Source organism: Burkholderia sp. FW306-1C-G01B (assembly GCF_058781685.1).
Genome location: NZ_JBYSWZ010000004.1, coordinates 128,439 through 153,004, shown reverse-complemented (window position 1 = coordinate 153,004; position 24,566 = coordinate 128,439). Strand labels below are relative to the sequence as shown.

26 protein-coding genes are annotated in these 24,566 nt (G+C 69.9%); 9 read left to right on the top strand and 17 right to left on the bottom strand.

Annotated features, from left to right (window positions below):
• Positions 1-95: 95 nt before the first annotated feature.
• The 10 genes from AC3WLY_RS10215 to madL form a co-directional block, all read right to left on the bottom strand.
• Positions 96-617 (bottom strand): phospholipase D-like domain-containing protein, encoded by a 522-nt coding sequence (locus AC3WLY_RS10215; RefSeq protein ID WP_492308558.1) that lies wholly within the window; start codon positions 615-617, stop codon positions 96-98.
• A 117-nt stretch (positions 618-734) separates the two neighbouring features.
• Positions 735-1,667 carry a malonate decarboxylase subunit epsilon gene (gene mdcH, locus AC3WLY_RS10210; protein WP_492308559.1) on the bottom strand — a complete coding sequence of 311 codons (933 nt, stop codon included), beginning with the start codon at positions 1,665-1,667 and terminating at the stop codon, positions 735-737.
• On the bottom strand, positions 1,664-2,530 hold the full coding sequence (gene mdcB, locus AC3WLY_RS10205; RefSeq protein ID WP_492308560.1) for a triphosphoribosyl-dephospho-CoA synthase MdcB: 867 nt from the start codon (positions 2,528-2,530) through the stop codon (positions 1,664-1,666). The genes mdcH and mdcB overlap by 4 nt, the downstream gene beginning before the upstream one ends.
• Positions 2,527-3,195, bottom strand: coding sequence for a malonate decarboxylase holo-[acyl-carrier-protein] synthase (mdcG, locus tag AC3WLY_RS10200; RefSeq protein WP_492308561.1), 669 nt, complete (start codon positions 3,193-3,195; stop codon positions 2,527-2,529). The genes mdcB and mdcG overlap by 4 nt, the downstream gene beginning before the upstream one ends.
• Complete coding sequence (mdcE, locus tag AC3WLY_RS10195) at positions 3,182-3,889, bottom strand: biotin-independent malonate decarboxylase subunit gamma (RefSeq protein WP_310134968.1); 708 nt, start codon at positions 3,887-3,889, stop codon at positions 3,182-3,184. The genes mdcG and mdcE overlap by 14 nt, the downstream gene beginning before the upstream one ends.
• Positions 3,890-3,997: 108 nt before the next feature.
• Entirely contained in the window at positions 3,998-4,921 is a 924-nt protein-coding gene (locus AC3WLY_RS10190; RefSeq protein WP_492308562.1) for a biotin-independent malonate decarboxylase subunit beta, read from the bottom strand.
• Positions 4,918-5,232, bottom strand: a complete 315-nt coding sequence (mdcC, locus tag AC3WLY_RS10185; RefSeq protein ID WP_492308563.1) for a malonate decarboxylase acyl carrier protein — start codon at positions 5,230-5,232, stop codon at positions 4,918-4,920. Before mdcC ends, AC3WLY_RS10190 begins: the two co-directional genes overlap by 4 nt.
• A gap of 10 nt (positions 5,233-5,242) precedes the next feature.
• The gene (gene mdcA / locus AC3WLY_RS10180; protein ID WP_492308564.1) at positions 5,243-6,889 is read right to left on the bottom strand and encodes a malonate decarboxylase subunit alpha; all 1,647 of its coding nucleotides are present in this window, start codon (positions 6,887-6,889) and stop codon (positions 5,243-5,245) included.
• Between the two features lie 131 nt (positions 6,890-7,020).
• Complete coding sequence (gene madM / locus AC3WLY_RS10175) at positions 7,021-7,788, bottom strand: malonate transporter subunit MadM (RefSeq protein WP_175962409.1); 768 nt, start codon at positions 7,786-7,788, stop codon at positions 7,021-7,023.
• 11 nt (positions 7,789-7,799) lie between these two features.
• Positions 7,800-8,195 carry a malonate transporter subunit MadL gene (gene madL, locus AC3WLY_RS10170; RefSeq protein WP_034183253.1) on the bottom strand — a complete coding sequence of 132 codons (396 nt, stop codon included), beginning with the start codon at positions 8,193-8,195 and terminating at the stop codon, positions 7,800-7,802.
• Positions 8,196-8,523: 328 nt separating this feature from the next.
• Between madL and AC3WLY_RS10165 the strand changes: the two genes are divergently transcribed.
• Together AC3WLY_RS10165 and AC3WLY_RS10160 are read left to right on the top strand one after the other, a co-directional pair.
• A complete protein-coding gene (locus AC3WLY_RS10165) occupies positions 8,524-9,372 on the top strand; it encodes a LysR substrate-binding domain-containing protein (protein ID WP_072435890.1) in 849 nt (282 codons plus the stop codon).
• Between the two features lie 175 nt (positions 9,373-9,547).
• A complete protein-coding gene (locus AC3WLY_RS10160) occupies positions 9,548-9,826 on the top strand; it encodes a DUF4148 domain-containing protein (RefSeq protein WP_492308565.1) in 279 nt (92 codons plus the stop codon).
• A gap of 38 nt (positions 9,827-9,864) precedes the next feature.
• Here the strand turns inward: AC3WLY_RS10160 and AC3WLY_RS10155 are convergent, their stop codons facing one another.
• Positions 9,865-10,782, bottom strand: a complete 918-nt coding sequence (locus AC3WLY_RS10155; protein ID WP_492308566.1) for a 3-hydroxyacyl-CoA dehydrogenase NAD-binding domain-containing protein — start codon at positions 10,780-10,782, stop codon at positions 9,865-9,867.
• A 245-nt stretch (positions 10,783-11,027) separates the two neighbouring features.
• On the opposite strand from AC3WLY_RS10155, the gene AC3WLY_RS10150 reads away from it, so the two are divergent.
• Together AC3WLY_RS10150 and AC3WLY_RS10145 are read left to right on the top strand one after the other, a co-directional pair.
• Positions 11,028-11,468, top strand: a complete 441-nt coding sequence (locus AC3WLY_RS10150; RefSeq protein ID WP_175962406.1) for an Hsp20/alpha crystallin family protein — start codon at positions 11,028-11,030, stop codon at positions 11,466-11,468.
• A gap of 16 nt (positions 11,469-11,484) precedes the next feature.
• Positions 11,485-11,895 (top strand): Hsp20 family protein, encoded by a 411-nt coding sequence (locus AC3WLY_RS10145; protein WP_310134990.1) that lies wholly within the window; start codon positions 11,485-11,487, stop codon positions 11,893-11,895.
• Between the two features lie 117 nt (positions 11,896-12,012).
• Here the strand turns inward: AC3WLY_RS10145 and AC3WLY_RS10140 are convergent, their stop codons facing one another.
• Both AC3WLY_RS10140 and AC3WLY_RS10135 read right to left on the bottom strand, forming a co-directional pair.
• A complete protein-coding gene (locus AC3WLY_RS10140; RefSeq protein ID WP_310134993.1) occupies positions 12,013-12,324 on the bottom strand; it encodes a zf-TFIIB domain-containing protein in 312 nt (103 codons plus the stop codon).
• Between the two features lie 91 nt (positions 12,325-12,415).
• Positions 12,416-13,171, bottom strand: coding sequence for a TerC family protein (locus AC3WLY_RS10135; RefSeq protein WP_492308567.1), 756 nt, complete (start codon positions 13,169-13,171; stop codon positions 12,416-12,418).
• Positions 13,172-13,279: 108 nt separating this feature from the next.
• Between AC3WLY_RS10135 and AC3WLY_RS10130 the strand changes: the two genes are divergently transcribed.
• Both AC3WLY_RS10130 and AC3WLY_RS10125 read left to right on the top strand, forming a co-directional pair.
• The gene (locus tag AC3WLY_RS10130) at positions 13,280-14,173 is read left to right on the top strand and encodes a LysR family transcriptional regulator (RefSeq protein WP_072435897.1); all 894 of its coding nucleotides are present in this window, start codon (positions 13,280-13,282) and stop codon (positions 14,171-14,173) included.
• Positions 14,174-14,400: 227 nt separating this feature from the next.
• The gene (locus tag AC3WLY_RS10125; protein ID WP_492308568.1) at positions 14,401-15,498 is read left to right on the top strand and encodes a DUF2242 domain-containing protein; all 1,098 of its coding nucleotides are present in this window, start codon (positions 14,401-14,403) and stop codon (positions 15,496-15,498) included.
• Between the two features lie 251 nt (positions 15,499-15,749).
• Here AC3WLY_RS10125 and AC3WLY_RS10120 read toward each other — a convergent pair whose 3' ends face one another.
• A complete protein-coding gene (locus AC3WLY_RS10120; protein WP_492308569.1) occupies positions 15,750-16,670 on the bottom strand; it encodes a pyridoxal-phosphate dependent enzyme in 921 nt (306 codons plus the stop codon).
• A 157-nt stretch (positions 16,671-16,827) separates the two neighbouring features.
• Here AC3WLY_RS10120 and AC3WLY_RS10115 point away from each other — a divergent pair, with 157 nt between their 5' ends.
• Positions 16,828-17,739, top strand: a complete 912-nt coding sequence (locus tag AC3WLY_RS10115; protein ID WP_492308570.1) for a LysR family transcriptional regulator — start codon at positions 16,828-16,830, stop codon at positions 17,737-17,739.
• A 758-nt stretch (positions 17,740-18,497) separates the two neighbouring features.
• On the top strand, positions 18,498-19,703 hold the full coding sequence (locus AC3WLY_RS10110; RefSeq protein ID WP_492308571.1) for an MFS transporter: 1,206 nt from the start codon (positions 18,498-18,500) through the stop codon (positions 19,701-19,703).
• 48 nt (positions 19,704-19,751) lie between these two features.
• On the opposite strand, the gene AC3WLY_RS10105 is transcribed toward AC3WLY_RS10110, so the two are convergent.
• The 3 genes from AC3WLY_RS10105 to AC3WLY_RS10095 are packed head-to-tail and all read right to left on the bottom strand — an operon-like array spanning position 19,752 to position 23,413.
• Entirely contained in the window at positions 19,752-20,774 is a 1,023-nt protein-coding gene (locus tag AC3WLY_RS10105) for a histone deacetylase family protein (protein ID WP_175962398.1), read from the bottom strand.
• Between the two features lie 25 nt (positions 20,775-20,799).
• Positions 20,800-22,071, bottom strand: a complete 1,272-nt coding sequence (locus AC3WLY_RS10100) for a Zn-dependent hydrolase (RefSeq protein ID WP_175962397.1) — start codon at positions 22,069-22,071, stop codon at positions 20,800-20,802.
• Positions 22,072-22,102: 31 nt separating this feature from the next.
• Positions 22,103-23,413, bottom strand: a complete 1,311-nt coding sequence (locus tag AC3WLY_RS10095) for an MFS transporter (RefSeq protein ID WP_072435904.1) — start codon at positions 23,411-23,413, stop codon at positions 22,103-22,105.
• 192 nt (positions 23,414-23,605) lie between these two features.
• Here AC3WLY_RS10095 and AC3WLY_RS10090 point away from each other — a divergent pair, with 192 nt between their 5' ends.
• Positions 23,606-24,562 carry a LysR family transcriptional regulator gene (locus AC3WLY_RS10090; RefSeq protein ID WP_114176621.1) on the top strand — a complete coding sequence of 319 codons (957 nt, stop codon included), beginning with the start codon at positions 23,606-23,608 and terminating at the stop codon, positions 24,560-24,562.
• The last annotated feature ends 4 nt before the right edge of the window (positions 24,563-24,566 follow it).

Genomic DNA, 24,566 nt, shown 5'->3' with positions numbered 1-24,566 from the left:
CGAAACCCGCGCCGGCGCCTGTCAACGAGCATGGTTCATCGGCAGCGCCGATGCAAGCGGGGTCACACCGGCGTGCACGACGCCGAAGGAAAGGGTCAGAGGCCGCCGGCCTGCCGGTATAGCCGCCAGAACGACTGCGCGTAGGATTGCGCGAGCTCGGGCGCGCGCTGGAACACGTTGACCGTCTCGGCGTGCGCGGCCGCGCCGTCGGACAGCGTCGTCAGCGCGACGCTGTCGTCGACGATCACGAAGCGCGGCGCAGGATCGCCGTGCCGCAAATCGATCGCCACGTCGATGCCCGCGGATTTCAGATAGCCTGCGCCGCTGTACCTGCCCGCGCGCGGCGAGCGCACGAGCACGACGCGCACCTCGATCCCGCGCGCACGGGCCGCGCGCAGTGCGCTCGCGACGGCGGGCGGCACATGCGCGTAGCCGGCCAGCAGTACGCGGCGTTGCGCCTGTTCGATCAGGTCGACGGTCGCGTCGGCCGCCGCGTTGTCATACGAAAAGTACGTGCCGACCGAGGCGGCATCGGACGGGATCCGGCTGGCGTGGGCGCTCGCCGCACAGCAAAGCGCGGCGAAAAAGAAGGCGGCTGGTCTCATGGCGGGCGCCATTGTAGCGACGCCAATTCGCGTGGCAAGCGCCGGCTGCGGCGCTGCTGCGCCGGCGCAACACACCGTATGGAACCGGGGCGCGGCGGGGATGTTGCAGGCCGGTTTTCGGGCCGCCGGTCAGCCAGCCGCGACGCGCGCGAGCCAGTTCGTCACGCCGTCGACGGAACGGAAATCCGCGAGGCTGCGCGCCGGCAGCGCGGGATACGTGCCGCCTGCCATCTCGGCCAGCGCGCGCCCGGGGCCGAGTTCGAAAAACGCGGTCGCACCGGCCTCCACGCAGGCGGCGAGACAGGCCGCCCACTCGACCGGCTCCGCGATCTGCCGCGCGAGCTTGTCGAGGCCCGCGTCGACATCGAGCACCGACGCGCCGTCGATGCCCGAAAACAATCGCATGCCGGGCAGCGGCCGGCGCACGCGCACACCGGCAAGCGACGCGCGAAATACCGGCACGGCCGCTGCGAGCCGGCGCGTGTGCGACGCGATCCGCACGCACACGGGCGCGACGCGCAGCGCACCGGCGCGCGCGGCGCCGTCGGCCACCGCATCGACATCGGCCTGCCGCCCCGCGACCACGAATGCGTCGCCGGGGTTGACGATCGCGATCGCCGCGTCGCGACCGGCGCACAACTGCGCAAGCTGCGTGCGCGTCAAGCCACGCACGAACGCCATCCGCTCATCGCCGCCGCTCGCCGCATCCATCGCGCGCGCGCGTGCGTCGGCCAGGTCGAGCGCATCGTGCGGATCGATCATTCCCGCGACGCTCCACGACGCGACCTCGCCGACGCTGTAGCCCGCGACGCAGCGCCGGCGCGGCCACGCCGCGTCGAGCAGCGCGGCCGCCGCAAGCGCCTGGACGGTGCAGAGGATCTGCGCGGCGCGGTTCTCGCGCAGCGCGTCCGGTCCGGCCTGCCGGACCCACGCGCGCGGATCGTCGCCGAGGAGCCGGCCGGCATGCGCGAACAACGCATCGGCCTGCGGCGCCGCGCCCGTCAGGTCGAACATGTCGGCGCGCTGCGCGCCTTGTCCCGAACAGAGGATCGCCAGCGTCATCGCGCGTCCCCGTCGGCTTCGAGCGCATCGACGAATACGCTCATCGCGAGCAGGTCGGCCGCGCCGCCCGGGCTCAGCCGGCGCGCAACGAACGCACGATGCGCGGCCACCGCGCGCAGCCGCCAGTCGCGCGCGCGCACGCCGCCGCGTGCGACGAACGCACGTGCGGTCGCCCGCGCGAAATCGAGGCCGGCATGCCCGCCCCGGTGCAGCAGGTTCGTATCGTCGAGCGCGGCGATCAGCGCGAAGCACGCAGCGACGCGCGCGGCTTCCGGATCGTCGGGCAGGTCGCGCTTCGCACGGCGCAGCGCGGGCAGCCCGATCGCGTACACGGTCGTGAACCCTTCGGCCGCTTCGCGACGCGCGCCGCCGACGCCGTAGCGTCGGCTCGCGCGCTCGCCGTGGCTGTCCGGCAAGCGCGGGCCGCCGAGAATATCGGCGCCCCAGCGGCGGGACACGAGCGCACCGAGCGTCATTCCGCCCGGCACTCCCCCCGGCATCGCACGCCGGCCCGCGGCCGCGCACAGCAGCCCGAGCCCGAAGATCGCGCCGCGATGCGTATTGACGCCGCCGGTCGCCGCGAGCATCGCGTGCTCGGCACGCAGGCCGATCTTGCGCAGCATGGCCATGTCCGCGTCGCGCGCGCCCGCGTCGGCGAGTTCCGCGAAGTACGGCCGCAGCACGGCGGCGCTGCGCGCGAACGTCGCGGCATCCATGTCCGAATGACTGCCGGTGTCGACGTGGCTGACGAGCCCCGGCTTCGGATAGGTGTCGATCTCGAGCACGAGGCTGCGCTCGGCCAGCTCGGCGATGCGCTCGGGAGCGGACGGCGCCGGTACGCGGCAGGCAGCCCATGCGCTCATCGCGCGTCTCCGGTGAATGCGCCGGCGGGCATCAATTCGACGGCGATCGCGGTCTTGACCGCGACTTCAGGCAGCCGCGCGTGCAGCTCGCGCCAGTTGACGCCCGCGCCGTCGTCGCGCAGCAGCTCGCCGTCGATGCGCATCGGCGCGTGCGCGTCGATCGCCGCGAGACTGTCGAGCAGCGGTGCGAGCAACGCGGCATCCGGCAGCGGAAACACGATGTCGAGATCGGACGACGCGCCCAGGTATCGCTCGCCCGTCAGCGCCTGCCACGCGAGGCTGCCGAACACGCGGCCCTGCACGCCGCAGCGCGCGCCGAGCGCATCGAGCGCGCGCAACGGCGCGTGCCATGCGTCGGGCGCGGCGGAAAGCGCGTCGGCCAGCGCGGGCAGCGGGCCGACCGTCGCGAGCGCGTCGGCAGCGACATTCAGCGCGATGCGCCGCTTGCCCGCGGCAGGCGGCAGCGGCAGGCCGAGCGGCACGCGGCCGGCATCGGCCTCGTCGGGCGACGCGCGGCGCACGATCAGCGGCCAGCCGCGTTCGGCCCACGCGCGCACGAGCGGATCGGCCGCGAGCGCGGGATCGCGCGCGAATGCCGCGCCCCACCCCGCCGCCGTCAGCGTGACGAGCATGTGGCGGCGCAGCGGCATCTCAACGTGCAGCACGCGCGAGTTCCTCGACGCGCCGCGCGACGTCGGCCGCCACCGGCCGGCCGCGCGCCGCGCGCCGGTCGATGCGGTCGGCCGGCTTGCCGAGCCATTCGCCGACCTGCCCGTCGAGCGCGCGGGACGGATCGAGCACGGCATCGACGGCGCCCATCTTCACGAGATTGTCGAGCCCGGGCGCGAACACGGGCGTCGAGCGCGCCATCTCCTTCAGCACGTCGATCGGCAGCTTGGTCACGCGCGACATCGACGGCAGGTCCATCACCTCCGGCTCGGCGCCCGGCACCGCGAGCAGCGTGCGCGTCGCGAGCGCGGTCGCGATGAATGCGCCCGCAGCCGTGTGGCCGTACAGCACGCCGATCGTCCGATGCCCGGCGAGATCCGCGTGCATCAGGCACTTCGCGAGATGCGACAGCCCTTCGTTCAGGCCGAGCAGTTCGTCGCGCTTGCTCATCCGCTGGCTGTCGCTGTCGACGAGCACGAGGATCGGCGTGCCGCCGCCGCGCGCGATCGTATCGAGCACGCGCGACGCGAGCGTCAGCGCCTCGTCGATGCCGAACGGCAAACGGTCGGCGACGCCGATCACGTCGACGCGCGTGCCGGCCAGTTCTGCGTGGCCCGTCAGCAGGCCGCCGGTGCGCACGATCGAATGGCCTTTCGGAAACAGCGAGATCAGGACTTCATCGAGCGTCATGCTGCCTCCCGCCGGGCAGCCCCAAGGAGGGAGCCGTGCATGGGGCCGGAGTAGGCGCTGAAGCGCCAGCTCCGGTCGACAGCGAACGAAGTGCGCGTGGGGGTCGTTTCATTTCGGCTCCTGTAACTGGTCGGCGAGTTTCGCGAACGCCCCGTCGGGCATCCCGGGAATCGCTTCGGGCGTGTCTGCGCCGAGCGCACGCCATACGTCGAGCGCATCCTTGCATGCACCGAACCGTTCGACACGCGCTTCGAGGCGCGCCTGTTCCTCATGCAGCATCGCCGCATCGAACTTCGGCGCGCAGCCGATCAAGTCGAGCGCCGCCGCGCGGAACGCGTCCGGCGTATCGGCGACATAGCGGTCCACGCCGCCGATCAGCCGCCGATGCTTGCCGCCCATCGTGCGCCAGATCAGCGCGCGGTCCTTCGCGTCGAATTCGTCGACGCCGCGATTCGTCTCGATCACTTCGGGGCCCGATACGCTGATACGCCCCTGCTCCGACACCGCGAGCGCCGAACAGCACGCGGCGAGCAACCCGCCGCCGCCGTAGCAGCCCGCGCGCCCGCCGATCAGCCCGATCACCGGCACGCCGGCCGCGCGCGCATCGACGAGCGCACGCATGATCTCGGCGATCGCCAGCTCGCCCGCGTTCGCTTCCTGCAGCCGCACGCCGCCCGTATCGAACAGGATCAGCACCGGCTTGCCGACTTCGCGCGCGGCGCGCAGCAAGCCGGTGAGCTTCGCGCCGTGCACTTCGCCGAACGCGCCGCCCATGAAGCGGCCTTCCTGCGCGGCGACGAACACCGGCCGGCCGTCGAGCCGACCGTGACCGACCACCATCCCATCGTCGAACTGCTGCGGCAGGTCGAACAGCGGCAGGTGCGGGCTCGTCACGCGTTCGGCCGGCCCGAGGAATTCGCTGAAACTGCCCGCGTCGAGCAGCCCGTCGATGCGCTGCCGCGCCGACGCTTCGTACCAGCTCGCGCCGTTCGCGACGAACGCGGGCGCGTCGTGGATCACGTCGGTCATCATGCGTCTCCCTCGATCGCGCGCACGGCCTGCGCGAGCCGCAGCGACACCATGTCGGGCCGCGCGCCGCCGTCGTTGATCGACAGCTTCAGGCCGCCCGGCGTGCGCCGCTCGACGAAATCCGATACGACGGCCTGCCACACCTCGCCGAAGCCAACCGCCGCGGTGCGGATGTCGATCTCGCATTCGTTGCCCGGCAGCACGCGCTCGACGAGCACTTCGAGATTGCCGGACGCGACCACGCCGACGAGCGCCGCGGCCAGCTCGCCCTTCGCGCGCTCGCGCGCGGTGAAGCGATAGTTCAACTGTTCCATGCCCTCTTCCTCACCAGTTGCGGAACCGGGCCGGCGGCGCATAGAGCCCGCCCGACCAGTGCACGAGATCCTTGATCGAGCGCGCGGCGAGCCAGCGGCGGTCGGCGTCGAGCGGATCGATGCCGAGATCCTCCGGGCGGCGGATCACGCCGCGCTCGCGCAGCCGCTCGACCATCTTCCGGTCGCGGCCGCGGCCGACCTCGGTATAGCCGGCGACGCCGCGGATCGCGTGCTCGCGCTCGTCCTTGTCGCGGCACATCAGCAGGTTCGCGATCCCTTCCTCGGTGACGATGTGCGTGACGTCGTCGCCATAGACCATGATCGGCGCGAGATCGAGCTGCAGCTTGTCGGCGAGCTTCAGCGCATCGAGCTTCTCGACGAACATCGGCACGTTCTTGTCGCCGAACGTCTCGCCGATCTGCACGACGAGCTTGCGGCCGCGCCGCAGCGCCGCCGGCGTGTCGGGATCGGCTTGCGCGCCGGCCTTCAGCCACGGCTCGCTCGGATGGCGCCGCCCGCGCGCGTCGCTGCCCATGTTCGGCGCGCCGCCGAAGCCGGCGATCCGCTCGGCCGTGACCGTCGACGAATGGCCGGACAAATCGATCTGCAGCGTCGAGCCGATGAACATGTCGCACGCATAGAGGCCGGCCGTCTGGCAGAACGCGCGGTTCGAGCGCAGCGACCCGTCCGGGCCCGTGAACCACACGTCGGAACGCGCGCGAATGTAGTCGTCCATCCCGACCTCGGAGCCGAAGCAGTGGACCTGCTCGACCCAGCCCGATTCGATCGCCGGAATCAGCGTCGGGTGCGGATTGAGCGCCCAGTGCGTGCAGACCTTGCCCTTCAGCCCGAGCTTCTCGCCGTAGGTCGGCAGCAGCAGCTCGATCGCGGCGGTGTTGAAGCCGATCCCGTGGTTCAGGCGCTTGATGCCGTACGGCTCGTAGATGCCCTTGATCGCGAGCATCGCGGTGAGGATCTGCGTTTCGGTGATCGCGGCCGGATCGCGCGTGAACAGCGGCTCGACGTAGAACGGCCGGCCGGCCTCGACGATGAAATGCACGCGGTCGCCGGGGATGTCGACGCGCGGCACCTTGTCGACGATGCGGTCGACCTGCGCGATCACGATGCCGTCCTTGAACGCGGTGGCCTCGACGACGGTCGGCGTGTCCTCGGTGTTCGGGCCCGTATACAGGTTGCCGTCGCGGTCGGCGCTGACCGCGGCGATCAGCGCGACGTGCGGCGTGAGGTCGATGAAGTAGCGCGCGAACAGCTCGAGATAGGTGTGCACCGCGCCGAGCGCGATCTTGCCGCCGAACAGCAGCTTCGCGATCCGCTGCGACTGCGGGCCCGAATACGCGAAGTCGAGACGCTTCGCGATGCCGCGCTCGAACACGTCGAGATGCTCGGGCAGCACGACGCCCGACTGCACCATGTGCAGGTCGTGCACCTTCGCGCTGTCGACGTCGGCGAGCGCCGTCGCGAGCAGGTCGGCCTGCTTCTGGTTGTCGCCTTCGAGGCACACGCGGTCACCCGGCCGCAGCACCGCTTCGAGCAACGCCACGGTGTCGCGCGCATCGACCCGCTTGCCTTGCGCGTAAACCGCGCCGGCCGCGAGGCGTGCATCGCGCGCCTGCCGCGCGTGATTCCATCCCGTCATGAACAGTTCTCCCGCTTCGATGGTTCAGCGGCATTCTAAGCCTGGCGCCGCCGCCGATTGATGATGTTGACGAATGCGACTCAGAGGACGCCGCGATGGATGCGGCCCGCGTGCGGGCAGCATCCATCGGCCTAGCCGCCGACCAGCGCGCGCGTCGTGAAGAACAGCACCGACGGGCCGAGCAGGCAGCCGACGCCCGTATGGAACGTCGCGACCAGCGCGCCGTACGGGACGAGCCGGCGGTCGGTCGCGGCGAGCCCCGCGCTCACGCCGCTGACGGTGCCCGCGAGGCCGCCGAAGATCATCGCGGAACGCGGCGTCTTCAGGCCCATGAAGTTGGCAGCGACCGGCGTGCCGACCATCACGATGATCGCCTTCACGAGCCCCGTCGCGATGCTGAGCGCGATCACGTCGGAGCTCGCACCGATCGCCGCGCCCGTGACGGGCCCGACGATGTACGTGACGGCGCCCGCGCCGATCGTCGTCATGCTGACCGCGTCGGTATAGCCGAACGCGCGCGCGATGCACGCGCCGACGATGAACGGCAGCACGGTGCCGAGCAGCAGCGACACGACGCCGACGAGCCCGGCCTTGCGCGCCTCGGTCGGCTGCACTTCGAACGCGGTCGCGACGATCGCGAAATCGCGCAGCATCGCGCCGCCCATCAGGCCGACGCCCGCGAACAGCGGCACGTCGGCGAGTCCCTTCGCGCCGCCGGTGAACGCGCCGCCGACATACGCGAGCGCGAGACCGATCACGATCGCGATCGCGGAGCCGTGCACGCGGCCGAACGTGAGCTTGCGCGACGCGATCGACGACAGCCACATGATCAGGCCGACCAGCGCGAACGACGCGACGAGCCCGTTGTGGGCGACGACTTTTTCGAGCATCTGCAGCATGGCGGCCTCCGTTACTGTTCTTCGAATTGCGGCACGCCCGCGAAGGCCGTGTCGTCGCGCCCCATGCGCACGAGTACCGCGATGCAGCATGCGCAGATCGCGACCGCGCCGACGGCGGCCAGCAGCGCGACCGGGCCGCCCTTCAGCGCAGCGACGACGTTCTGGTTCGCGGCCATCGCGACGACGACCGGGATGTACATCGCGCCCCAGAAGCCGACGCCGGCCTCGGTCTCCTTCGGCAGCCAGCCGCGCCGGTGCAGCCACAGGCGCAGGCAGATCAGCAGCAGCATCGCGATGCCGACCCCGCCGACGTTGGTCTTCACGCCGATGGCCGTGCCCAGCAGGTCGCCGAGGAACAGTCCGGCCAGGTGGCAGAACGCCAGCAGCGCGGTTCCGTAGATAATCATGAGTCGTCTCCAGTCTCTTCGTGACGGGCGCCTGACGCGTGCGGGAGGCGGGCCCGCACGCCGATCCCGTGCGCGGACTGTCTCCTGCGGCGGTGCGCCGCGGCCCGGCGGCCCGTCGTGCGGGCGCGTTCTCGGGCGGTCGATGGGATGATGCGGTTTCGGGCCGGACGCCGGATGCCGTAGACTGACCGATGCAGCCGCCGGCACGACGCGGGCCACGCGTCCGGTTCGTCCCGTTACACGGGCCGCACCGGGGCGTGATCCGATACTAGCGCCGCAATATCCGGCCATTTATGAAGTTGTCGAAACCGATTCAGTGGATTTAGCAATGCGTCCGTTACCGCCCGAGCTGCTGCGCAGCTTCGTCGCCGTCGCCCAGTCCGGCAGCTTCACCGCCGCGTCCGAGCGCGTGAACCTGTCGCAGTCGACCGTCAGCCAGCACATCCGCCGCCTCGAGGAGCTGCTCGACCGGCCGCTGTTCGAGCGCGACACGCGCAACGTTCACCTGTCGCAGCACGGCGACGCGCTGTTCCGCTACGCGGTGCGCATCCTCGAACTGATGGACGAAGCCGTCACGTCGGTGTGCGGGCCGCCGCTGTCGGGCAAGGTGCGGCTTGCGATGTCGGAGGATTTCGCATCGACGCACCTGACGTCCGCGCTCGCGAGCTTCGTGCAGCGCAATCCGGAAGTCGAGCTCGCGATCTCGACCGGGCTGTCGGGCGATCTGTTCGACGCACTCGACGAAGGCAGGCACGATCTCGTGTTCGCGAAGCGCATCGCGGGCAGCCGACGCGGCCGCGTAATCCGCAGCGAGCCGCTGTACTGGTGCACCGGCCCCGATTCGCGGATCACCGGCCACGAGGCCGTGCTGCCGCTCGCATTGCATCCGGAGCCGAGCGTGTCGCGGCGCCGCGTGCTCGAAACGCTCGACGCGATCGGCCGGCCTTACCGGATCGCGGTGGTGAGCAGCAGCATCGCGGTACTGCGCGCGGCCGCAAGCGCGGGGCTCGGCGTCAGCGCGTTCGCCGGCTACGTGATCCCGGCCGGGCTCGCGCGGCTCGACGCGGGCCTGCCCGAACTCGGCGAACTCGAATACGTGATCGACCGGCCGGCGGCCGCGTCGCGCTCGACGCTCGCGCTCGAAGCCACGCTGATCGCGGCAGCGGCGGAGTTGTAGCGGCAACAGCAGCGACGGCGGGCGACACGCATGCGCGGCCGTGCCCGCAACTGACAGCTTTGCCCGGAACACGTCATCGTCCGCGCAGCACCCGCTCGCGACAATGGGACGCATCGGAACGCACGGCAAGCCGCCGCGCGCATCCGGTGTCCCGTCCCCTTGACCGGAGCGCACCATGAACGTCTTGCGATTCGCCGTCGCGACCACAGCCGCCGCCCTGCTTTCCCCCGCCTTCGCCCAGACCGATGCCGCCGCGCCCGGACAGGGCCTGACACGCGCGGAAGTCATCGCCCAGTTGAAGCAAGCCTATCTCGACGGCGAACTGCCGACGAACGACGGCAACTATCCGCCGAGCGCCGCGACGCGCGCGCGCAACCGCGAACTCGTGCAGGCCGCGAGCCCCTCGTGGCTTGCCCAGACGCCGCAGGCACGGCAAACGGCAGCGCAGCAGTAGCCGAGCGCGCCCGACCGATACCCGGCGCTGCGACGCGGTCAGGGCAGAAAGCTGCGGCGCCGCGCGTCGATCAGCTCGACGAGCAGCCGGTCGCGCTCTGCCGCCAGTTCCTGCATCGAATGCTCGCCCTGGATCGCGCGCAATTCGTCGGTCAGCTTGCGGTCGACGTCCGGATCGAACGAAGGCGTGCCGAGGTCGTCCCACCAGCTCGTGATCGGCCCCGACAGGTGTTCGAGGAAGTGCGCGATCCCGCTCGCGCCGCCGCCGAGGTGATAGGTCAGGCACTGCCCCATCAGCCCCCAGCGCAAGCCAGGGCCCCATGCGACCGCCTTGTCCGCATCGGCCACGCTCACGACGCCTTCGCCGACGAGGTGATACACCTCGCGGAACAGCGCGGCCGCGAGCCGGTTCGCGACGTGGCCGGTCATCTCCTTGTTGAGGACGATCGTCTGTTTGCCGAGCGCATCGTAGAAATCCTTCACGCGCGCGATCACGTCCTGGCCGGTCGCGTCGCCGCCGACCAGCTCGACGAGCGGAATCAGGTGCGGCGGGTTGAACGGATGCGCGATCAGGCAGCGTTCCGGATGCTTTTCGCACGCGGTCTGGATGTCCGACATCTTCAGGCCCGACGAACTCGACGCGATCGGCACGTGCGCGGGCAGCACGTCGTCCATCTGCCGGTACAGCGCACGCTTCAGGTCGAGCCGTTCCGGGCCGTTCTCCTGCACGAAGTCGACGCCGTCGAGCGCGCGCACGAGATCGGCATCGAACGACAGCCGCGCGCAAAGTTCGGCGGCCCGGTCGCCGAGAAACGCGGCCAACGCGTCGCGCAGCCGCGCGTCGGCTTGCGGCGCCGGATCGGTCGCGACGACGTCGAAGCCCTGCGTCAGATAGAAAGCGGCCCAGCTCGCGCCGATCACGCCGGCGCCGACGATCGCGATGCGTCGAATGTCCATGGTTGTCCCGTCTCGTTGGTCTGCTGATATCGCGGCGATTGTCGCATCGAATCGCACGGGCACGCGTTGACGCAAGTTGCAGATTCCCTCTTGAAATGCGCTGCAGCGGCCACTAATTACGCGTTGCCGGGCGGTGCTCCACGCAAACGCACTGCCCCCGTTTCGACCCAGTGGAGCCACCCGTCGCGCCCGCCGCAGGCGTCGCGCCGTCGCGTCTCCCGCGTTCACTGTTCCGGAGGACCATCATGAGCGGTATCCATAACGGCCAGGACCTGTTCGACGAATTCGCCCGCGTGCAGCGGCAGGTGGCGAACCTGTTCGGCGAGCTCCCGTCCGGCATCCGTGCGGTGCGGCCGGGCGCATTTCCCGCGCTCAACGTCGGCGCCACCGACGATGCGATCGAGATCGTCGCGTTCGCGCCCGGCATGGCCGCGGCCGATTTCGACGTGTCGATCGACAAGGACCTGCTGACGATCAGCGGCGAGCGCAAACCGGCGCCGCGCGGCGAAAGCGACGACGTGCGCACATATGCGCAGGAGCGCTTTCACGGTACGTTCCGCCGCGTCGTCGAGCTGCCGCAGAATGCGGACGCCGACAACGTCAGCGCGCGTTACGAAAACGGCTGCCTGCTGATTCGCGTCGGCCGGCGCGAAGCATCGAAGCCGCGTGCGATCACCGTTCAGTAATCTTCAGGATACCGACATGAACACGAACCCGACCCTGGCCGAACGCCACACCGCCACTGCCCACCCGGCTGCCGCGGAAGCCGCGCGACGGCCCGCAATCACGCCGGCCGTCGACATCGTCGAGAACAATCTCGGCGTCACGCTGCGGGCCGACCTGCCCGGCGTGCCGCGCGAGAACCTCGACGTGAAGGTGCACGACAACACGCTGACGATCGAAGCCGACACGCACATCGACACGCCGGCCGACCTGCGCGTGCGGCATGCCGAAGTCCGCGCGCGGCGCTATGCGCGTACGTTCGTGCTGAGCCCCGATCTCGACACGTCGAGGATCGACGCGAACCTGCGCGACGGCGTGCTGACGCTGACGATTCCGCGCCGCGAAGAAACGCGCCCGCGCCGCATCGACGTGACGGCAGGCAACGCGTAAGCGTCGGCGCGCCGACGCGCGACATGTTGCGACACGCATGAAAAGGCCCCGCCGGGCGCGATACCCGGCGGGGCCTTTTTGCAACCGGCGACGCGCGTGCGCGCGCCGTATGCGGATTCAATCGAAATCGAACAGGTCGAACATCGATTTGCGGCGGCGCTGGCCGTCGTGCCGGTGACGATCGTCGTGCGAGCGGCCGTCGCGCCCCCAGCCATCGCGATCGCGCGACGCGTGGGTGTGGGCGTGGGCGTCGCGCGAAGCAGGCGGCTCGTCGCGCCGCGCCGGCGCATCGCCGCCCTCGCGTGCGATCAGCTTGTCGAGTTCGCCGCGATCGAGCCACACGCCGCGGCACGTCGGACAGTAGTCGATCTCGATCGACTGGCGCTCGGCCATCAGCAGGTCGGGCGTCTTGCAGACAGGACATTTCATCGCGTTTCTCCTTTCCTTGCGAATTCCAGACGAATTCCGTATCAAGGCGCGCGAGCCGGCCGTTGCGGCAGCCTGCATCCCGCGCGCCGGCTCAGCGGCCTTCCACCCGTGCCGCGCGCTTCGCCTTCGCGCGCCGCGCCAGCATGTTCATGCCTTCGACGAAAGCCGAGAACGCCATCGCCGCGTAGATGTAACCCTTCGGCACGTGCGAACCGAAGCCTTCGGCGATCAGCGTCATGCCGATCACGACCAGGAACGACAGCGCCAGCATCACGATGGTCGGGTTACGGTCGATGAAGCGTGCGAGCGGCTGCGCAGCGAACAGCATCACGGACACGGCGACGATCACCGCGACGAACATGATCGGGACGTGCTCGGTCATGCCGATCGCGGTCACGATGCTGTCGATCGAGAACACGATGTCGAGCATCACGATCTGGCCGATCGCGGCCCACATCGTCAGGCCGGCCGCGCCGCCGGAACCGCCGTCGCCGTCAACGTCGTGCGACACGTGGTGATGGATCTCGGTGGTCGCCTTCCACACGAGGAACAGGCCGCCCGACAGCAGGATCATGTCGCGCCACGAGAACGCGTGGTCGAAGAGCGTGAACACGGGTTCGGTGAGGCTCGCGATCCACGCGACGCTGCCGAGCAGCGCGAGGCGCATCACCAGCGCGAGCGCGATGCCGAGGCGCTGCGTGCGGGCACGCTGCGCTTCGGGCAGCTTGTTGCTGAGGATCGAGATGAAGATCAGGTTGTCGATGCCGAGCACGACTTCCATCACGACGAGCGTCAGGAGCGCGGCCCAGACGGCGGGATCGACGGCAAGCGTCAGCAGGTAGTCCATGAAATGGGCCGATACGAAAGTGGAAAGCCCGATGATATTCCGACCCAGGCTTCGAAAAAATCAGAGAGAATCTGATTTTAAGTTCGGTTTTTACGAAGTTTCGATCCGATGCTCAATTTCCGACATCTGTACTATTTCTGGGTCGTCGTGAAGGAAGGCGGCTTCGCGCGCGCGGCCGGGCGGCTCGACATGGCCGTGCAGACGATCAGCGCGCAGGTGCGCGAACTCGAGAAATCGCTCGGGCACCAGTTGCTGCGGCCAGCCGGGCGCGGCGTCGCGATGACCGACGCGGGCCAGGCCGCGTATGCGCGCGCGGAGGTCATTTTCGAGATGGGGCGCCTGATTCCGGACGAAGTGCGCGCGGCGGCCAGCCAGCCGACCGTGCGGCTCGCGGTCGGCCTCGCGGACGGCATCTCCAAGCTCGCCGCGCATGCGATCCTCGCGCCCGTGCTCGACACGCCCACGCTGCGGCTGCTGTGTCACGAGGGCGAGCACGATGCGCTGCTCGCGGAACTCGCGCTGCATCATCTCGATCTCGTGCTGGCCGGCCAGGGCGCGCCGTCCGGTTCGAACCTGCGCGTGACGAGCGAGCGGCTCGTCGCGTCGCCGGTCGACTGGTATGGCCCCGCGGCACTCGTCACGCCGGCCGCGCGGCAACGCTTTCCGCAATGCCTGGCCGACCTGCCCGTGCTGCTGCCGACCGCGCATTCGGCGCTGCGTGCGCGCCTCGACCTGTGGCTGGAAGGCGAACGGATCGTGCCGCGCGTGGCCGGGGAATTCGAGGACAGCGCGCTGATGGCCGTGTTCGCGGCGCGCGGCCTCGGCGTGTTCCCGCTGAGCGAACTCGGCGCGAACGACGCGTCGCTGCTGCGCGGCCTCAGGCGGCTCGGGCGCGCGGGCGACGTGACCGAGGAGATCCACGCAATCCGCTCGCGGCGCGGCGAACATCATCCGCTGACGTCGCGATTGCTGGCTTCCGCGCGGCCGTCGCCGGCCGGCTAGCGCCGGTTCGCGATCGTTCTCGCCGGTAACGGTTCGCCGAAACTGTCATGGGCGGAAACAGCTCCGGAAGCGAACGCGACATCAAACGAAACTATAATGACGCCCCGGCCATCCGAGATTGCCACGCGCCCATTGCCGGCCCCGCCCTTGCGCGACGGCCGCCATCCGGTTGCCGCGCGACGCGCGCAACCCCGCGCGGCATCTCGCCGAGCCTTCTGAAAGACGCCATGCACAACCGATTTCGCCTGTTTTCCGTTTCGTGCGCGCTCGCGGCCGCGACCGTGCTGGCGGCGTGCTCGTCGCCGCCCAAGCCGATCTACCAGCAGGAACAGTTCGACGCGGCGACCAGCCCGTATGCGCATACGTTCCACTCGAAATCCGACGCGGCCTGCGAGGCCGCGCGGCGCGCGCTGTTGAGCCAGGGTTATGTGGTGTCGTCGTCGCGCAACGACGCGGTCGACGGCAGCAAGAATTTCCAGCCGAACAACGACATGCACGTCGTGATCGAGTTTCACGTGGTGTGCGCGGACGCGACCGCGGACGGCTCGTCGAGCATTGCGTACGTGAACGCAGTGCAGGACCGCTACACGCTGAAGAAGTCGAATACGTCGGCCAGCGTCGGCCTCAGCGTGTTCGGCTCGCTGTCGCTGCCGATCGGGTCGAGCGACGATGCGCTCGTCAAGACCGCGAGCGAGACGATTCCCGCCGGCGTGTTCTACGAGCGCTTCTTCAATCTCGTCGACCATTTCCTGAAGATCGACCCGGCCCGCCGCGACCGCGCCACCGTGAAGGCCGCCGAGAAGGAAGCCGTCACGCCGCTGCCCGAACCCGCGCCGACGCCGCAGGGCGAACCGCTGAAGATGACGACGCCGGTCGTGCCGACGCCGCCCGCGGCGCCGGTGCCGCTTTCGGTGCCGGGTGTCGCGCCGGGGTCGGGCGCGAACGCCGTGCCGGCCGCGGCGTCGGCCGTTGTCGCGCCGGCGGCGATGCGCGCGGCCGCGCCAGTGGCGGCGTCCGGTTCGGCGGCAGTATCGGCGCCTGCTCCGGCTTCGGCTCCCGCACCGGTTTCCGCGCCTGCACCGGCTTCCGGCACGGCGTCGCCGCCTGCCGGTGCGGCATCGACGCCCGCCGTTTCGGCACCGGCCGCCGCAACGCAGGCATCGGCCGTCGTGCCGGCGCCTGCGTCCGCCACGTCCACACCCGCATCGGTATCCACGCCGTCGAGCGTCTCGACTGCGCCGGCGAACAAAACGCCCGCCCCCGCCACTGCGAACCCCGTCGCGTCATCCGCGCCGTCCGGCGCGAGCGCACCGGCCGCGCACTGACCGGCCGTCCTGACCGGCCCTCCGTATCGTCGCGCCCGGCCGCATCCGGCGCAGCGCGACGATACGCATCCCCGTCATCCCCCAGGAATTTCCGCGCGCCCGGCTGCCTGCCGGCCGCGTTTTCGCCGTTGCGATAACCGGAACGTGACGTCGACGCGTCGCGGCAAGCGCTGCATAGCCGATGCCCGCGGTCGCCGAAATCGACGACCGTCCTTCCGTCGCCCGACCAACCCGCGTGGCGGCTTCCCCGCTTACCGCAACGTCGCGCGCAGCGTCTGCAGATGCTCGACGGTCGCCGTCACGCCGCCGCAGACGATCACGGCGATGTCCGATGCCGACGCAAGCACCGGCACCGGCCGCTCGAGCGCGGCCAGCGCGGCACCGCACGCGGGCTCGACGACGATCCGGTGTTCGTCCAGGAACCGCAGCGACGCGGCCACCGCGTCCACATCGGACACGACGACGGGATGGATCTCGTGCCGCGTCGCCCATTCGACCGCCGCGTCGCACGGCCGCTTCGCGCCGAGCGTCGTCGCAATGCTCGCGATCGCCGGCAATTCGACCGGACGCCCCTGCGCGACCGAGCGCGCATAGCAGTCGGCGCCTTCCGTTTCGGCCGCGACGACCGGCACGTCGTGCCAGCCGTTACGCGCCAGCCCTTCCAGCACGCCGCACAGCAGCCCGCCGCCGCCGACCGCGAGCACGACCGCGTCGGGCTTCGGGCCGACGGCCGCCATCTCGTCGATCATCGTCGCGTGGCCCTGCCACAGCACGCGGTCGTCGAACGGATGCACGAACGCGTCGTGCTCGCCGAGCGCCGACTGCGCGAACGCGTTCGCCTCGGCCCAGCTCGCACCGTGCACGACCAGCTCCGCCCCCTCGACGCGAATCAGCTCGCGCGCGCGGGCCGACGCGCTTTCCGGCACGACGACCAGCACCGGCACGCCGAGTTCGCGCCCGCAATACGCGACCGCGATACCCGCGTTGCCGCCCGACGACGACACGAACCGCCGCGCGCCGGCCGCGTGCCGCGCTTCGCAGACGGCGCCGATGCCACGCAGCTTGAACGAGCCCGACGGCTGCAGCGCATCGAGCTTCAGCCGGATGGTCCTGCCGAGCCGGCGGGATGCGATTTGCGAGCGGATATAAGGGGTCGGGATATGAAGCGGCATGGGGCGGGACACGATCGGAACGGAGGGAACGCACGCGACTCGCGAACGAGTGCGGCAACGACGGTCATCGTACGGCACGCGCGCCATGCTTTCCAATACCATCGAATGGCATTTGCTATGCTTCACAGGCATATCAACGAACCGGAACGGGCTTCGCATGCGCCAGATCGAACTGCGTCACCTGCGTTACTTCGTGGCCGTCGCGCAAGCCGGCAGCGTGATGGCCGGCGCCCGCGCGGCCGGCATCGTCCAGCCCGCGCTGTCGCGGCAGATCCGCGAACTCGAGGACGCGATCGGCACGCCGCTGCTGATCCGCCGCACCACCGGCGTCACGCTCACCGCGGCCGGCGCGAGCTTCCTGCGGGATGCGACCGGCCTGCTCGCGACGCTGCAGGACAGCCGCGAACGCGCGCTGCGCAGTGCGGCCGGCCAGCTCGGCGAACTGCGGCTCGGCGCGCTGCCGAACTGCCTGCCGCTGCCCGTCGTCGCGAACGTGCTCAAGGCGTTTCGCGACGCGTGCCCGGACGTGAAGCTGTCGATCGCGCCGATGCTGTCGGCCGAACAGGCGAGCGCGCTGGTGCGCGGCCAGCTCGATGGCGGGATCATGGCGTGGCGTCGCGACGAGGCGCCGCACCTGTCCGGCGTGCGGCTGCTGAGCGACCGTTTCGTGCTCGCGATGCCCGCGCCGCCCGGCGGACGCTTCAACGCGCCGCGCACGCTGGCCGACGTCGCGAACGAGCCGTTCGTCTGGTTCGACGCACAGCGCTCCGCCGCGCACCACCGGTTCCTGATGGCGCAGTGCCGGCAGGCCGGCTTCACGCCACGCATCGCGCAGGTCGGCAGCGACATCCCGACGCTGATCGGCCTCGTCGCGGCCGGAATGGGCTGTGCGTTCGTGCCGGAAAGCGCGTCGCCGACCTGCCCGCGCACGGTTCGGCTCGTCGCGCTCGACGAGCTAGCGAGCCGCTTCGATATCGAGTTCGTGTTCGACGGCGCGGCGGCGGTACCGTCGCCCGTCGTCGCACGGTTTCTCGCGGCCGTGCGCGAGGCGGCCGGCGCACCGGATTGACCCGGTACCGGATACCGGTCAGGCGCGGCAAGCGCTCGAGCGGTGCGATTCGCGCCGCCGGCCAGCAAACGGATTCCACCCTCCGTCAAATCGACGTTCAGCCGTTGCAACGCGCTAAACAGCGGCATCGCGCCCGCGAAAAATCTTTTTAAGCGATGACGACGGACATCCCTGTGCCCGTATTTTTAAATTGACACCAAAAACGGCCGTTTAACGCCATTTCGAATTGTCATGTGCCGAAATATACTTCGCGCGCATCCACCCCTCGTGCCAAAGAGAGGATGCGTTTCCGCCCCGGTCACGGCCCCCTGTGACCGGGGCTTTTTTGCCTGTGCGCCGTGCCGGCAAAGGGTTTTGGGGCCGCGACGCGATGCCCGCGCCGGGTTGTAGCCAACGCATGAACGCCCCGTTCGATCTCCCCGGGCACACGCTGCTGCGCAGTCGCCGGCCGGCTCCCGGATCGCCGCGCGGAACGAGCGTCGATCCGCCGCGAACCACCGCCGGATCACGATCCCCCAACCGGATGCCGCGCCCTTCTCGTTACGACAATCTTTCGAAAACAGACTCCTCCGTTCGCACGCCCCGCCGGATCGCCGCCCGCGGGCCTCGCGCACACGCGGGACGCGCTCCGCATTGTTGACATGGAATCAAGATAATTTCGTCCGCATGCGGCTTTTTCCGCAAAAGTAATGCAGGCACACTTCGCGCTGTCGTCAACGGCTCCGTGCCGTTGTCCCTCGATTACAGGAGCCCACCGCGTGAACACCACGACTTCCTCTCCTTCCCGCCCGGGCGGCAGCGCCGCGCTGCCGCTGCTGGCGCTCGCCGCCGGCGCGTTCGGCATCGGCACGACCGAGTTCTCGCCGATGGGCCTGCTGCCCGTGATCGCGGACGGCGTGCACGTGTCGATCCCGCAGGCCGGCATGCTGATCAGCGCCTATGCGATCGGCGTGATGGTCGGCGCCCCGCTGATGACGCTGCTGCTCGCGCGCTGGTCGCGCCGCTCGGCACTGATCGCGCTGATGTCGATCTTCACGATCGGCAACCTGCTGTCGGCCGTCGCGCCGGGCTACACGACGCTGCTGCTCGCCCGCCTCGTGACGAGCCTCAACCACGGCGCGTTCTTCGGGCTCGGCTCGGTGGTCGCGGCCAGCCTCGTGCCGCGCGACAAGCAGGCCAGCGCGGTCGCGACGATGTTCATGGGTCTCACGATCGCGAACGTCGGCGGCGTGCCGGCCGCGACCTGGCTCGGCCAGATCATCGGCTGGCGCATGTCGTTCGCGGCGACCGCGGGCCTCGGCCTGATCGCGATCGCCGGCCTGTTCGCCGCGCTGCCGAAGGGCGAAGCCGGCAAGATGCCCGACCTGCGCGCCGAACTGTCGGTGCTGACGCGCCCGGTCGTGCTCGGTGCGCTCGGGACGACGGTGCTCGGCGCCGGTGCGATGTTCACGCTCTACACGTATGTCGCGCCGACGCTCGAACACCTGACCGGCGCGACGCCCGGCTTCGTGACCGCGATGCTCGTGCTGATCGGCGTCGGCTTCTCGATCGGCAACATCGCGGGCGGCCGCCTGGCCGACCGCTCGCTCGACGGCACGCTGGTCGGTTTCCTGCTGCTGCTGATCGCGACGATGGCCGCGTTCCCGCTGCTCGCGAGCACGCATGCCGGCGCCGCCGTCACGCTGCTCGTGTGGGGTATCGCGACGTTCGCGGTCGTGCCGCCGCTGCAGATGCGCGTGATGCGTGCGGCTCACGAGGCACCTGGCCTCGCGTCGGCCGTCAACATCGGCGCGTTCAACCTCGGCAACGCGGTCGGCGCGGCAGCCGGCGGCGCGGCAATCTCGGCCGGCTTCGGCTATGCGGCCGTGCCGCTCGTCGGCGGGCTGATCGCTGCGGCCGGACTCGCGCTCGTCATGCTGCAGATGGCGCAGCGTCGCCACGCACCGGCCACCGCGAATTCGTAATCGCGACCCGACTCGCGCCGGCGGCGCACGCAATCCGGCGCGGCTGCGTCAGCGCGCGCCGGCGAACCCGCCGAAGAACGCACGCGCGTTCGCGTCGAGGCTGTCGAGGTGATAACCGCCCTCCTGCACGATCACCGTCGGCAGGCCGAGCGCGCCGATCGTGCCGCCGAGCCGCCCGAAACCGTCGGTCGTGACGGCGACCTGCGATTGCGGATCGTCCTTGTAGATGTCGAAGCCGAGCGCGAGCACGAGCGCATCGGGCTGGAACCGCGCGAGCGCGCGCAGCGCATCGTCGAGCCGCTCGAAGAACACCGACTCCGGCGCGCCGTGCGGCATCGGCAGGTTGAGGTTGAAGCCGTCGCCCGCCCCCGCGCCCGTCTCTTCCTCGTAGCCGGCGACGACCGGATAGAAGTTGGTCGGATCGCCATGAATCGATACGTACAGCACGTCGTCGCGGCCGTAGAAGATCTCCTGCACGCCCTGCCCGTGATGCATGTCGGTGTCGAGGATCGCGACCCGGCGATGGCGGCCGAGCAGCGATTGTGCGGCAATCGCCGCATTGTTCAGGTAGCAGAAGCCGCCGGCCGCGTCGCGACGCGCATGATGGCCGGGCGGCCGGCACAGCGCGTAGGCCTCGCGCACGCCGTCGTTGACGTCGGCCGCGGCTGCGAGCGCCCCCTGTGCGGACCAGTACGCGGCGCGCCACGTGTTCGCGCCGACCGGGCAGCTGCCGTCGGCGAGGTAGCGCGCGGCTTTCGCGAGTATGCCGCGCAGCGGGTTCGGATCGCGCACGAACACGTTCGACATCACTTCGTCGCCCCAGTCGTCGGGCATCTGCTTCCAGTCGCGGTGCGCGTCCTCGAGAAAGCGCAGGTAGTTCATGTCGTGCACGGCCGCGATCGGCGCGGTGCCGCGGTCGGCCGGCTCGCGCACGTCGAAGTCAAGCGACCGCACGGCCGTGACGAGCCGCGCCGCGCGCTCGGGCACTTCCTGCGGTTCGCGCATCTGCCCGCGCGACAGGTAGCTGCGCGGATGGTGCAGCAGTTGTTCGGGATGGAAATAGGTTTTCATCGTTCGTCCTCGTCGGTTCGCCGCGTCATGCATCGTGCGTGGTGGTCGCCGCTTCGACGCGCGCCGCGACGCCGGCGCGCGCCAGCACCGCATGGAGCAGCACGTTTGTGCCGCGCGTCACGTCGTCGGGCAATGCATCCTCGGCTTCGTTGTGCGACAGGCCGTCGACGCACGGGATGAACACCATCGCGGTCGGGAAGCGGCGCGCGAGCAGGATCGCGTCGTGGCCGGCGCCGCTGACGATCCGCTCGTTCGTGTAGCCGAACGCGGCCGCCGCCTGCGCGACCAGCTCGACGCAGTCGCGATCGAACGGCGTCGCCGGGCTGCGCCAGCAGGTATCGATCGCGACCTGCACGCCGCGCGCGGCGGCGACGCGCGCGCACGCATCGCGCAGGTCGCGCTCCATCGCATCGACTTCGGCATCGTCGTGATGGCGCAGGTCGACCGTGAACGTCACGTCGCCGGCAATGGTGTTGCGCGACGCGTTGCGGATGCCGACCTGCCCGATCGTCGCGAGCCCGCGCGGCGCGTAGCCGGCGACGATCCGTTCGAGTTCGAGCGCGATCTGCGCGCTCGCGAAATATGCGTCCTTGCGATACGGCATCGGCGTCGTGCCCGCGTGCGCGGCGATGCCCGTTACCGTCACGTCGAGCCAGCGGATCGCCTGCCCGCCCGTGACGATGCCGATCGTCGTGCCGTTCGCCTCGAGCACGGGCCCCTGCTCGATATGCGCTTCGAAATACGCATCGACGGCGCCACCCGTCGCGCGCGTACCGCGATAGCCGCATGCGTCGAGTGCCGCGCCGAGCGTGACGCCGTCGGCGTCCTGCTTCGCCAGTGCGTCGGCGAGCGGCAACGCGCCCGTGAACACGGCCGACCCGAGCATCGCCGGCGCGAAGCGCGCGCCTTCCTCGTTGGTCCACGACACGATTTCCAGCGGCTTGTCGGTCGCGATGCCGGCATCGTTCAGCGTGCGCGCGAGTTCGAGCGCGGCAAGCACGCCGTACACGCCGTCGAATCGGCCGCCTTCGGGCTGCGTATCGAGATGGCTGCCGATCAGCACCGGCGCGGCCTGCGCATCGGTGCCGTCGCGCCGTGCAAACAGGTTGCCGGCTGCGTCGACGCTCACCGTCATCCCCGCGTCGCGGCACCATTGCGCGAACAGGTCGCGCCCGCGGCGGTCGTCGTCGGTGAGCGCGAGGCGCCGCACGCCGCCGCGCGGCGTCGCGCCGACGCACGCCATGTCGGCCAGGCTCTGCCACAGACGTGCGCCGTCGATTTCCAACAGGTCTTTCATTTGCACTCCGGATGAATTCGTTCTTGCAGGTTCAATGCGAGCCGAGCGCTTCGGCGGCGGCCGGCTGCGCGGCCCGGCGCGCATCGAGCGCGACGATGCAGAGCAGCGAGATGCCGGCGAGACATGAGTAGAACACCGCGAGCGGCCACCACTGACCCGTGAAGCGATGCGCGAGCCATGTGCCGACGAGCGGCGTCAGGCCGCCCGCGATCGCGCCGCAGATTTGATAAGCGAGCGAGATCGCCGAATAGCGCACATGCGCGGGAAACACGTCGCTCACGAAGCCCGCGATCACCGAATAGAAACCGGCCATGCATACGACCGCGAGCGCGATGCCCGCGACGAGCGACGCGGACGTGCCGCCCTGCACGAGCATGAACATCGGATACGGCGACAGCATCGCGAGCAGCGCCGCGAGCTTCAGAAAGCGCGCGCCGCCGATCCGCTCGGCGATCCATGCGGCGATCGGCTGCGCGACGAACTGGATGATCGCGACCGCGAACAGGCTGTCGAGGATCAGCGAGCGCGATACGCCGACGTACTGCGTCGTGTACGCGATCATGAACGTGTTCGTGAAATAGACGCCCGCGATCCCGATCGTGTTCGCGCCGATGCACAGGGCCACGAGCCCCGACGCGGAACGGAACACTTCGGCGACCGGCAGCTTCACCGTGCGGTTCGCTTCCTTCACGCGTGCGAATTCCGGCGACTCGTTCACGCCGAGCCGGATCAGGATGCCGACCACGAGCAGCACCGCGCTCGCGAGAAACGGCAGGCGCCAGCCCCATGCGAGGAAGTCGGCCTTGTCCATCGACGTGACCGCGCGGAACGCGATCAGCGACAGGATCAGCCCGGCCGGGCTGCCGAGCTGCGCGAACGACGCGAAGAACGTGCGGCGCCCCTGCGGCGCATGCTCGCCCGCCATCAGCACCGCGCCGCCCCATTCGCCGCCGACCGCGATCCCCTGCACGACGCGCAGCACGACGAGCAGCACCGGCGCGAGCATGCCGACCTTCGAATAGTCGGGCAGCAAGCCGACGCAGACGGTCGCCACGCCCATCATCATCAGCGTCGTCATCAGCGCCTTCTTGCGGCCGATACGGTCGCCGAGATGGCCGAAGATGACACCGCCGAGCGGCCGCGCGAAGAAGCCGACCGCGAACGTCGCGAACGACGCCATCGTGCTGACGAACGGGTCGTGCGACGGGAAATAGAGTTCGCCGAACACGAGCGCGGCGGCGGTCGCGTAGATGTAGAAGTCGTACCACTCGATCATCGTGCCGATGAACGCGGCCGTCGCGGCGCGTCCCGGCTGGCGGGCGGAAGGAAGGGACTGGGTCATGCGGGCTCCTGATGCGCGCCGCGTTGCGGGCGACACGCAATATCGTGGTGACGGCCGTCTGTCGCGGCCTCGCGCCGCACGCTGCGGCACCCCTCCTTTATCGGCGACCGCAAATCATTAGTCAAATTTCGAGTTATTATTCGCCGTATAAATTTAACTAATGTTCACCCCGACGCCTCGCCCGGAGACCCGATGCGCCCCGACCTCGCCCCGTTCCTGAACGACCGTCTCGACTGGAACCTGCTGCGCACCTACCTGGTGATCATGCAGGAGCGCAGCGTGAGCCGCGCGGCCGCGCGCCTGCATGTGACGCAGCCGGCCGTGAGCCAGGCATTGCGGCGGCTCGAGGACACGCTCGAGCGCCGGCTGATCGAGCGGCGCGGCGCGCACTTCGCGCCGACGCCGGCCGGCGAAGCCGTGTACCGGATCGCGAGCGACATTTACGGCGGCATCTCGCGCCTCGAAACGGAAATCGACGACAGCACGGCCGACCTGACCGGTTCGATCCGGCTGCTGACGGTGAGCCGCATCGAATCGCCCGTCTACGACGAATTCCTCGCGGACTTCCATCGCGCGTATCCGCGCATCGACCTGCAGATCGAAGTGATGCGCTCGTCGGACATTCTTTCGTCGCTGCTGCAGAAGACGGCCACGGCCGGGCTCGGCCTGTGCCGCACGCCGCACGACAAGCTGGAGATGCGCTGCTTCCTGCGCCAGCGTTATGCGATCTATTGCGGCCGCCATCACCGGCTGTTCGGGCAGACGCAACTGCGGATGGACGATCTGCTCGCGGAGAATTTCGTGTCGTTCACGAGCGACCAGATCGGCGACAGCCTGTCGCCGCTCACCGTGTTTCGCGACCAGAAGGGTTTCACGGGGCGCATCGTCGCGTCGTCGCCGAGCCTCGAGGAAGTGCGGCGGCTGATCTTCGCGGGCTACGGGATCGGCTGCCTGCCCGAGCACATCGTGCGCGACGATATCGCGCAGCAGCGGCTGTGGCGGCTGCCGCCCGACGACGGGCTCGTCGATGTCGACGTGTTCCTGCTGTGGCATCGCGACCGCAAGATGAACGCGGCCGAGCACGCGTTTCTCGACGCGATGGAGCGCTGCATGCAGCGCTATTCGCTCGCGGAGCGGCTGGGGAAGTAGCGGC

Bases quoted from the DNA above. Each gene is read 5' to 3' on its own strand.
- AC3WLY_RS10215 (WP_492308558.1), bottom strand. From the start codon at position 617: ATGGCGCCCGCCATGAGACCAGCCGCCTTCTTTTTCGCCGCGCTTTGC.
- mdcH (WP_492308559.1), bottom strand. From the start codon at position 1,667: ATGACGCTGGCGATCCTCTGTTCGGGACAAGGCGCGCAGCGCGCCGAC.
- mdcB (WP_492308560.1), bottom strand. From the start codon at position 2,530: ATGAGCGCATGGGCTGCCTGCCGCGTACCGGCGCCGTCCGCTCCCGAG.
- mdcE (WP_310134968.1), bottom strand. From the start codon at position 3,889: ATGACGCTCGATGAAGTCCTGATCTCGCTGTTTCCGAAAGGCCATTCG.
- AC3WLY_RS10190 (WP_492308562.1), bottom strand. From the start codon at position 4,921: ATGATGACCGACGTGATCCACGACGCGCCCGCGTTCGTCGCGAACGGC.
- mdcC (WP_492308563.1), bottom strand. From the start codon at position 5,232: ATGGAACAGTTGAACTATCGCTTCACCGCGCGCGAGCGCGCGAAGGGC.
- mdcA (WP_492308564.1), bottom strand. From the start codon at position 6,889: ATGACGGGATGGAATCACGCGCGGCAGGCGCGCGATGCACGCCTCGCG.
- madM (WP_175962409.1), bottom strand. From the start codon at position 7,788: ATGCTGCAGATGCTCGAAAAAGTCGTCGCCCACAACGGGCTCGTCGCG.
- madL (WP_034183253.1), bottom strand. From the start codon at position 8,195: ATGATTATCTACGGAACCGCGCTGCTGGCGTTCTGCCACCTGGCCGGA.
- AC3WLY_RS10165 (WP_072435890.1), top strand. From the start codon at position 8,524: ATGCGTCCGTTACCGCCCGAGCTGCTGCGCAGCTTCGTCGCCGTCGCC.
- AC3WLY_RS10160 (WP_492308565.1), top strand. From the start codon at position 9,548: ATGAACGTCTTGCGATTCGCCGTCGCGACCACAGCCGCCGCCCTGCTT.
- AC3WLY_RS10155 (WP_492308566.1), bottom strand. From the start codon at position 10,782: ATGGACATTCGACGCATCGCGATCGTCGGCGCCGGCGTGATCGGCGCG.
- AC3WLY_RS10150 (WP_175962406.1), top strand. From the start codon at position 11,028: ATGAGCGGTATCCATAACGGCCAGGACCTGTTCGACGAATTCGCCCGC.
- AC3WLY_RS10145 (WP_310134990.1), top strand. From the start codon at position 11,485: ATGAACACGAACCCGACCCTGGCCGAACGCCACACCGCCACTGCCCAC.
- AC3WLY_RS10140 (WP_310134993.1), bottom strand. From the start codon at position 12,324: ATGAAATGTCCTGTCTGCAAGACGCCCGACCTGCTGATGGCCGAGCGC.
- AC3WLY_RS10135 (WP_492308567.1), bottom strand. From the start codon at position 13,171: ATGGACTACCTGCTGACGCTTGCCGTCGATCCCGCCGTCTGGGCCGCG.
- AC3WLY_RS10130 (WP_072435897.1), top strand. From the start codon at position 13,280: ATGCTCAATTTCCGACATCTGTACTATTTCTGGGTCGTCGTGAAGGAA.
- AC3WLY_RS10125 (WP_492308568.1), top strand. From the start codon at position 14,401: ATGCACAACCGATTTCGCCTGTTTTCCGTTTCGTGCGCGCTCGCGGCC.
- AC3WLY_RS10120 (WP_492308569.1), bottom strand. From the start codon at position 16,670: ATGCCGCTTCATATCCCGACCCCTTATATCCGCTCGCAAATCGCATCC.
- AC3WLY_RS10115 (WP_492308570.1), top strand. From the start codon at position 16,828: ATGCGCCAGATCGAACTGCGTCACCTGCGTTACTTCGTGGCCGTCGCG.
- AC3WLY_RS10105 (WP_175962398.1), bottom strand. From the start codon at position 20,774: ATGAAAACCTATTTCCATCCCGAACAACTGCTGCACCATCCGCGCAGC.
- AC3WLY_RS10100 (WP_175962397.1), bottom strand. From the start codon at position 22,071: ATGAAAGACCTGTTGGAAATCGACGGCGCACGTCTGTGGCAGAGCCTG.
- AC3WLY_RS10095 (WP_072435904.1), bottom strand. From the start codon at position 23,413: ATGACCCAGTCCCTTCCTTCCGCCCGCCAGCCGGGACGCGCCGCGACG.
- AC3WLY_RS10090 (WP_114176621.1), top strand. From the start codon at position 23,606: ATGCGCCCCGACCTCGCCCCGTTCCTGAACGACCGTCTCGACTGGAAC.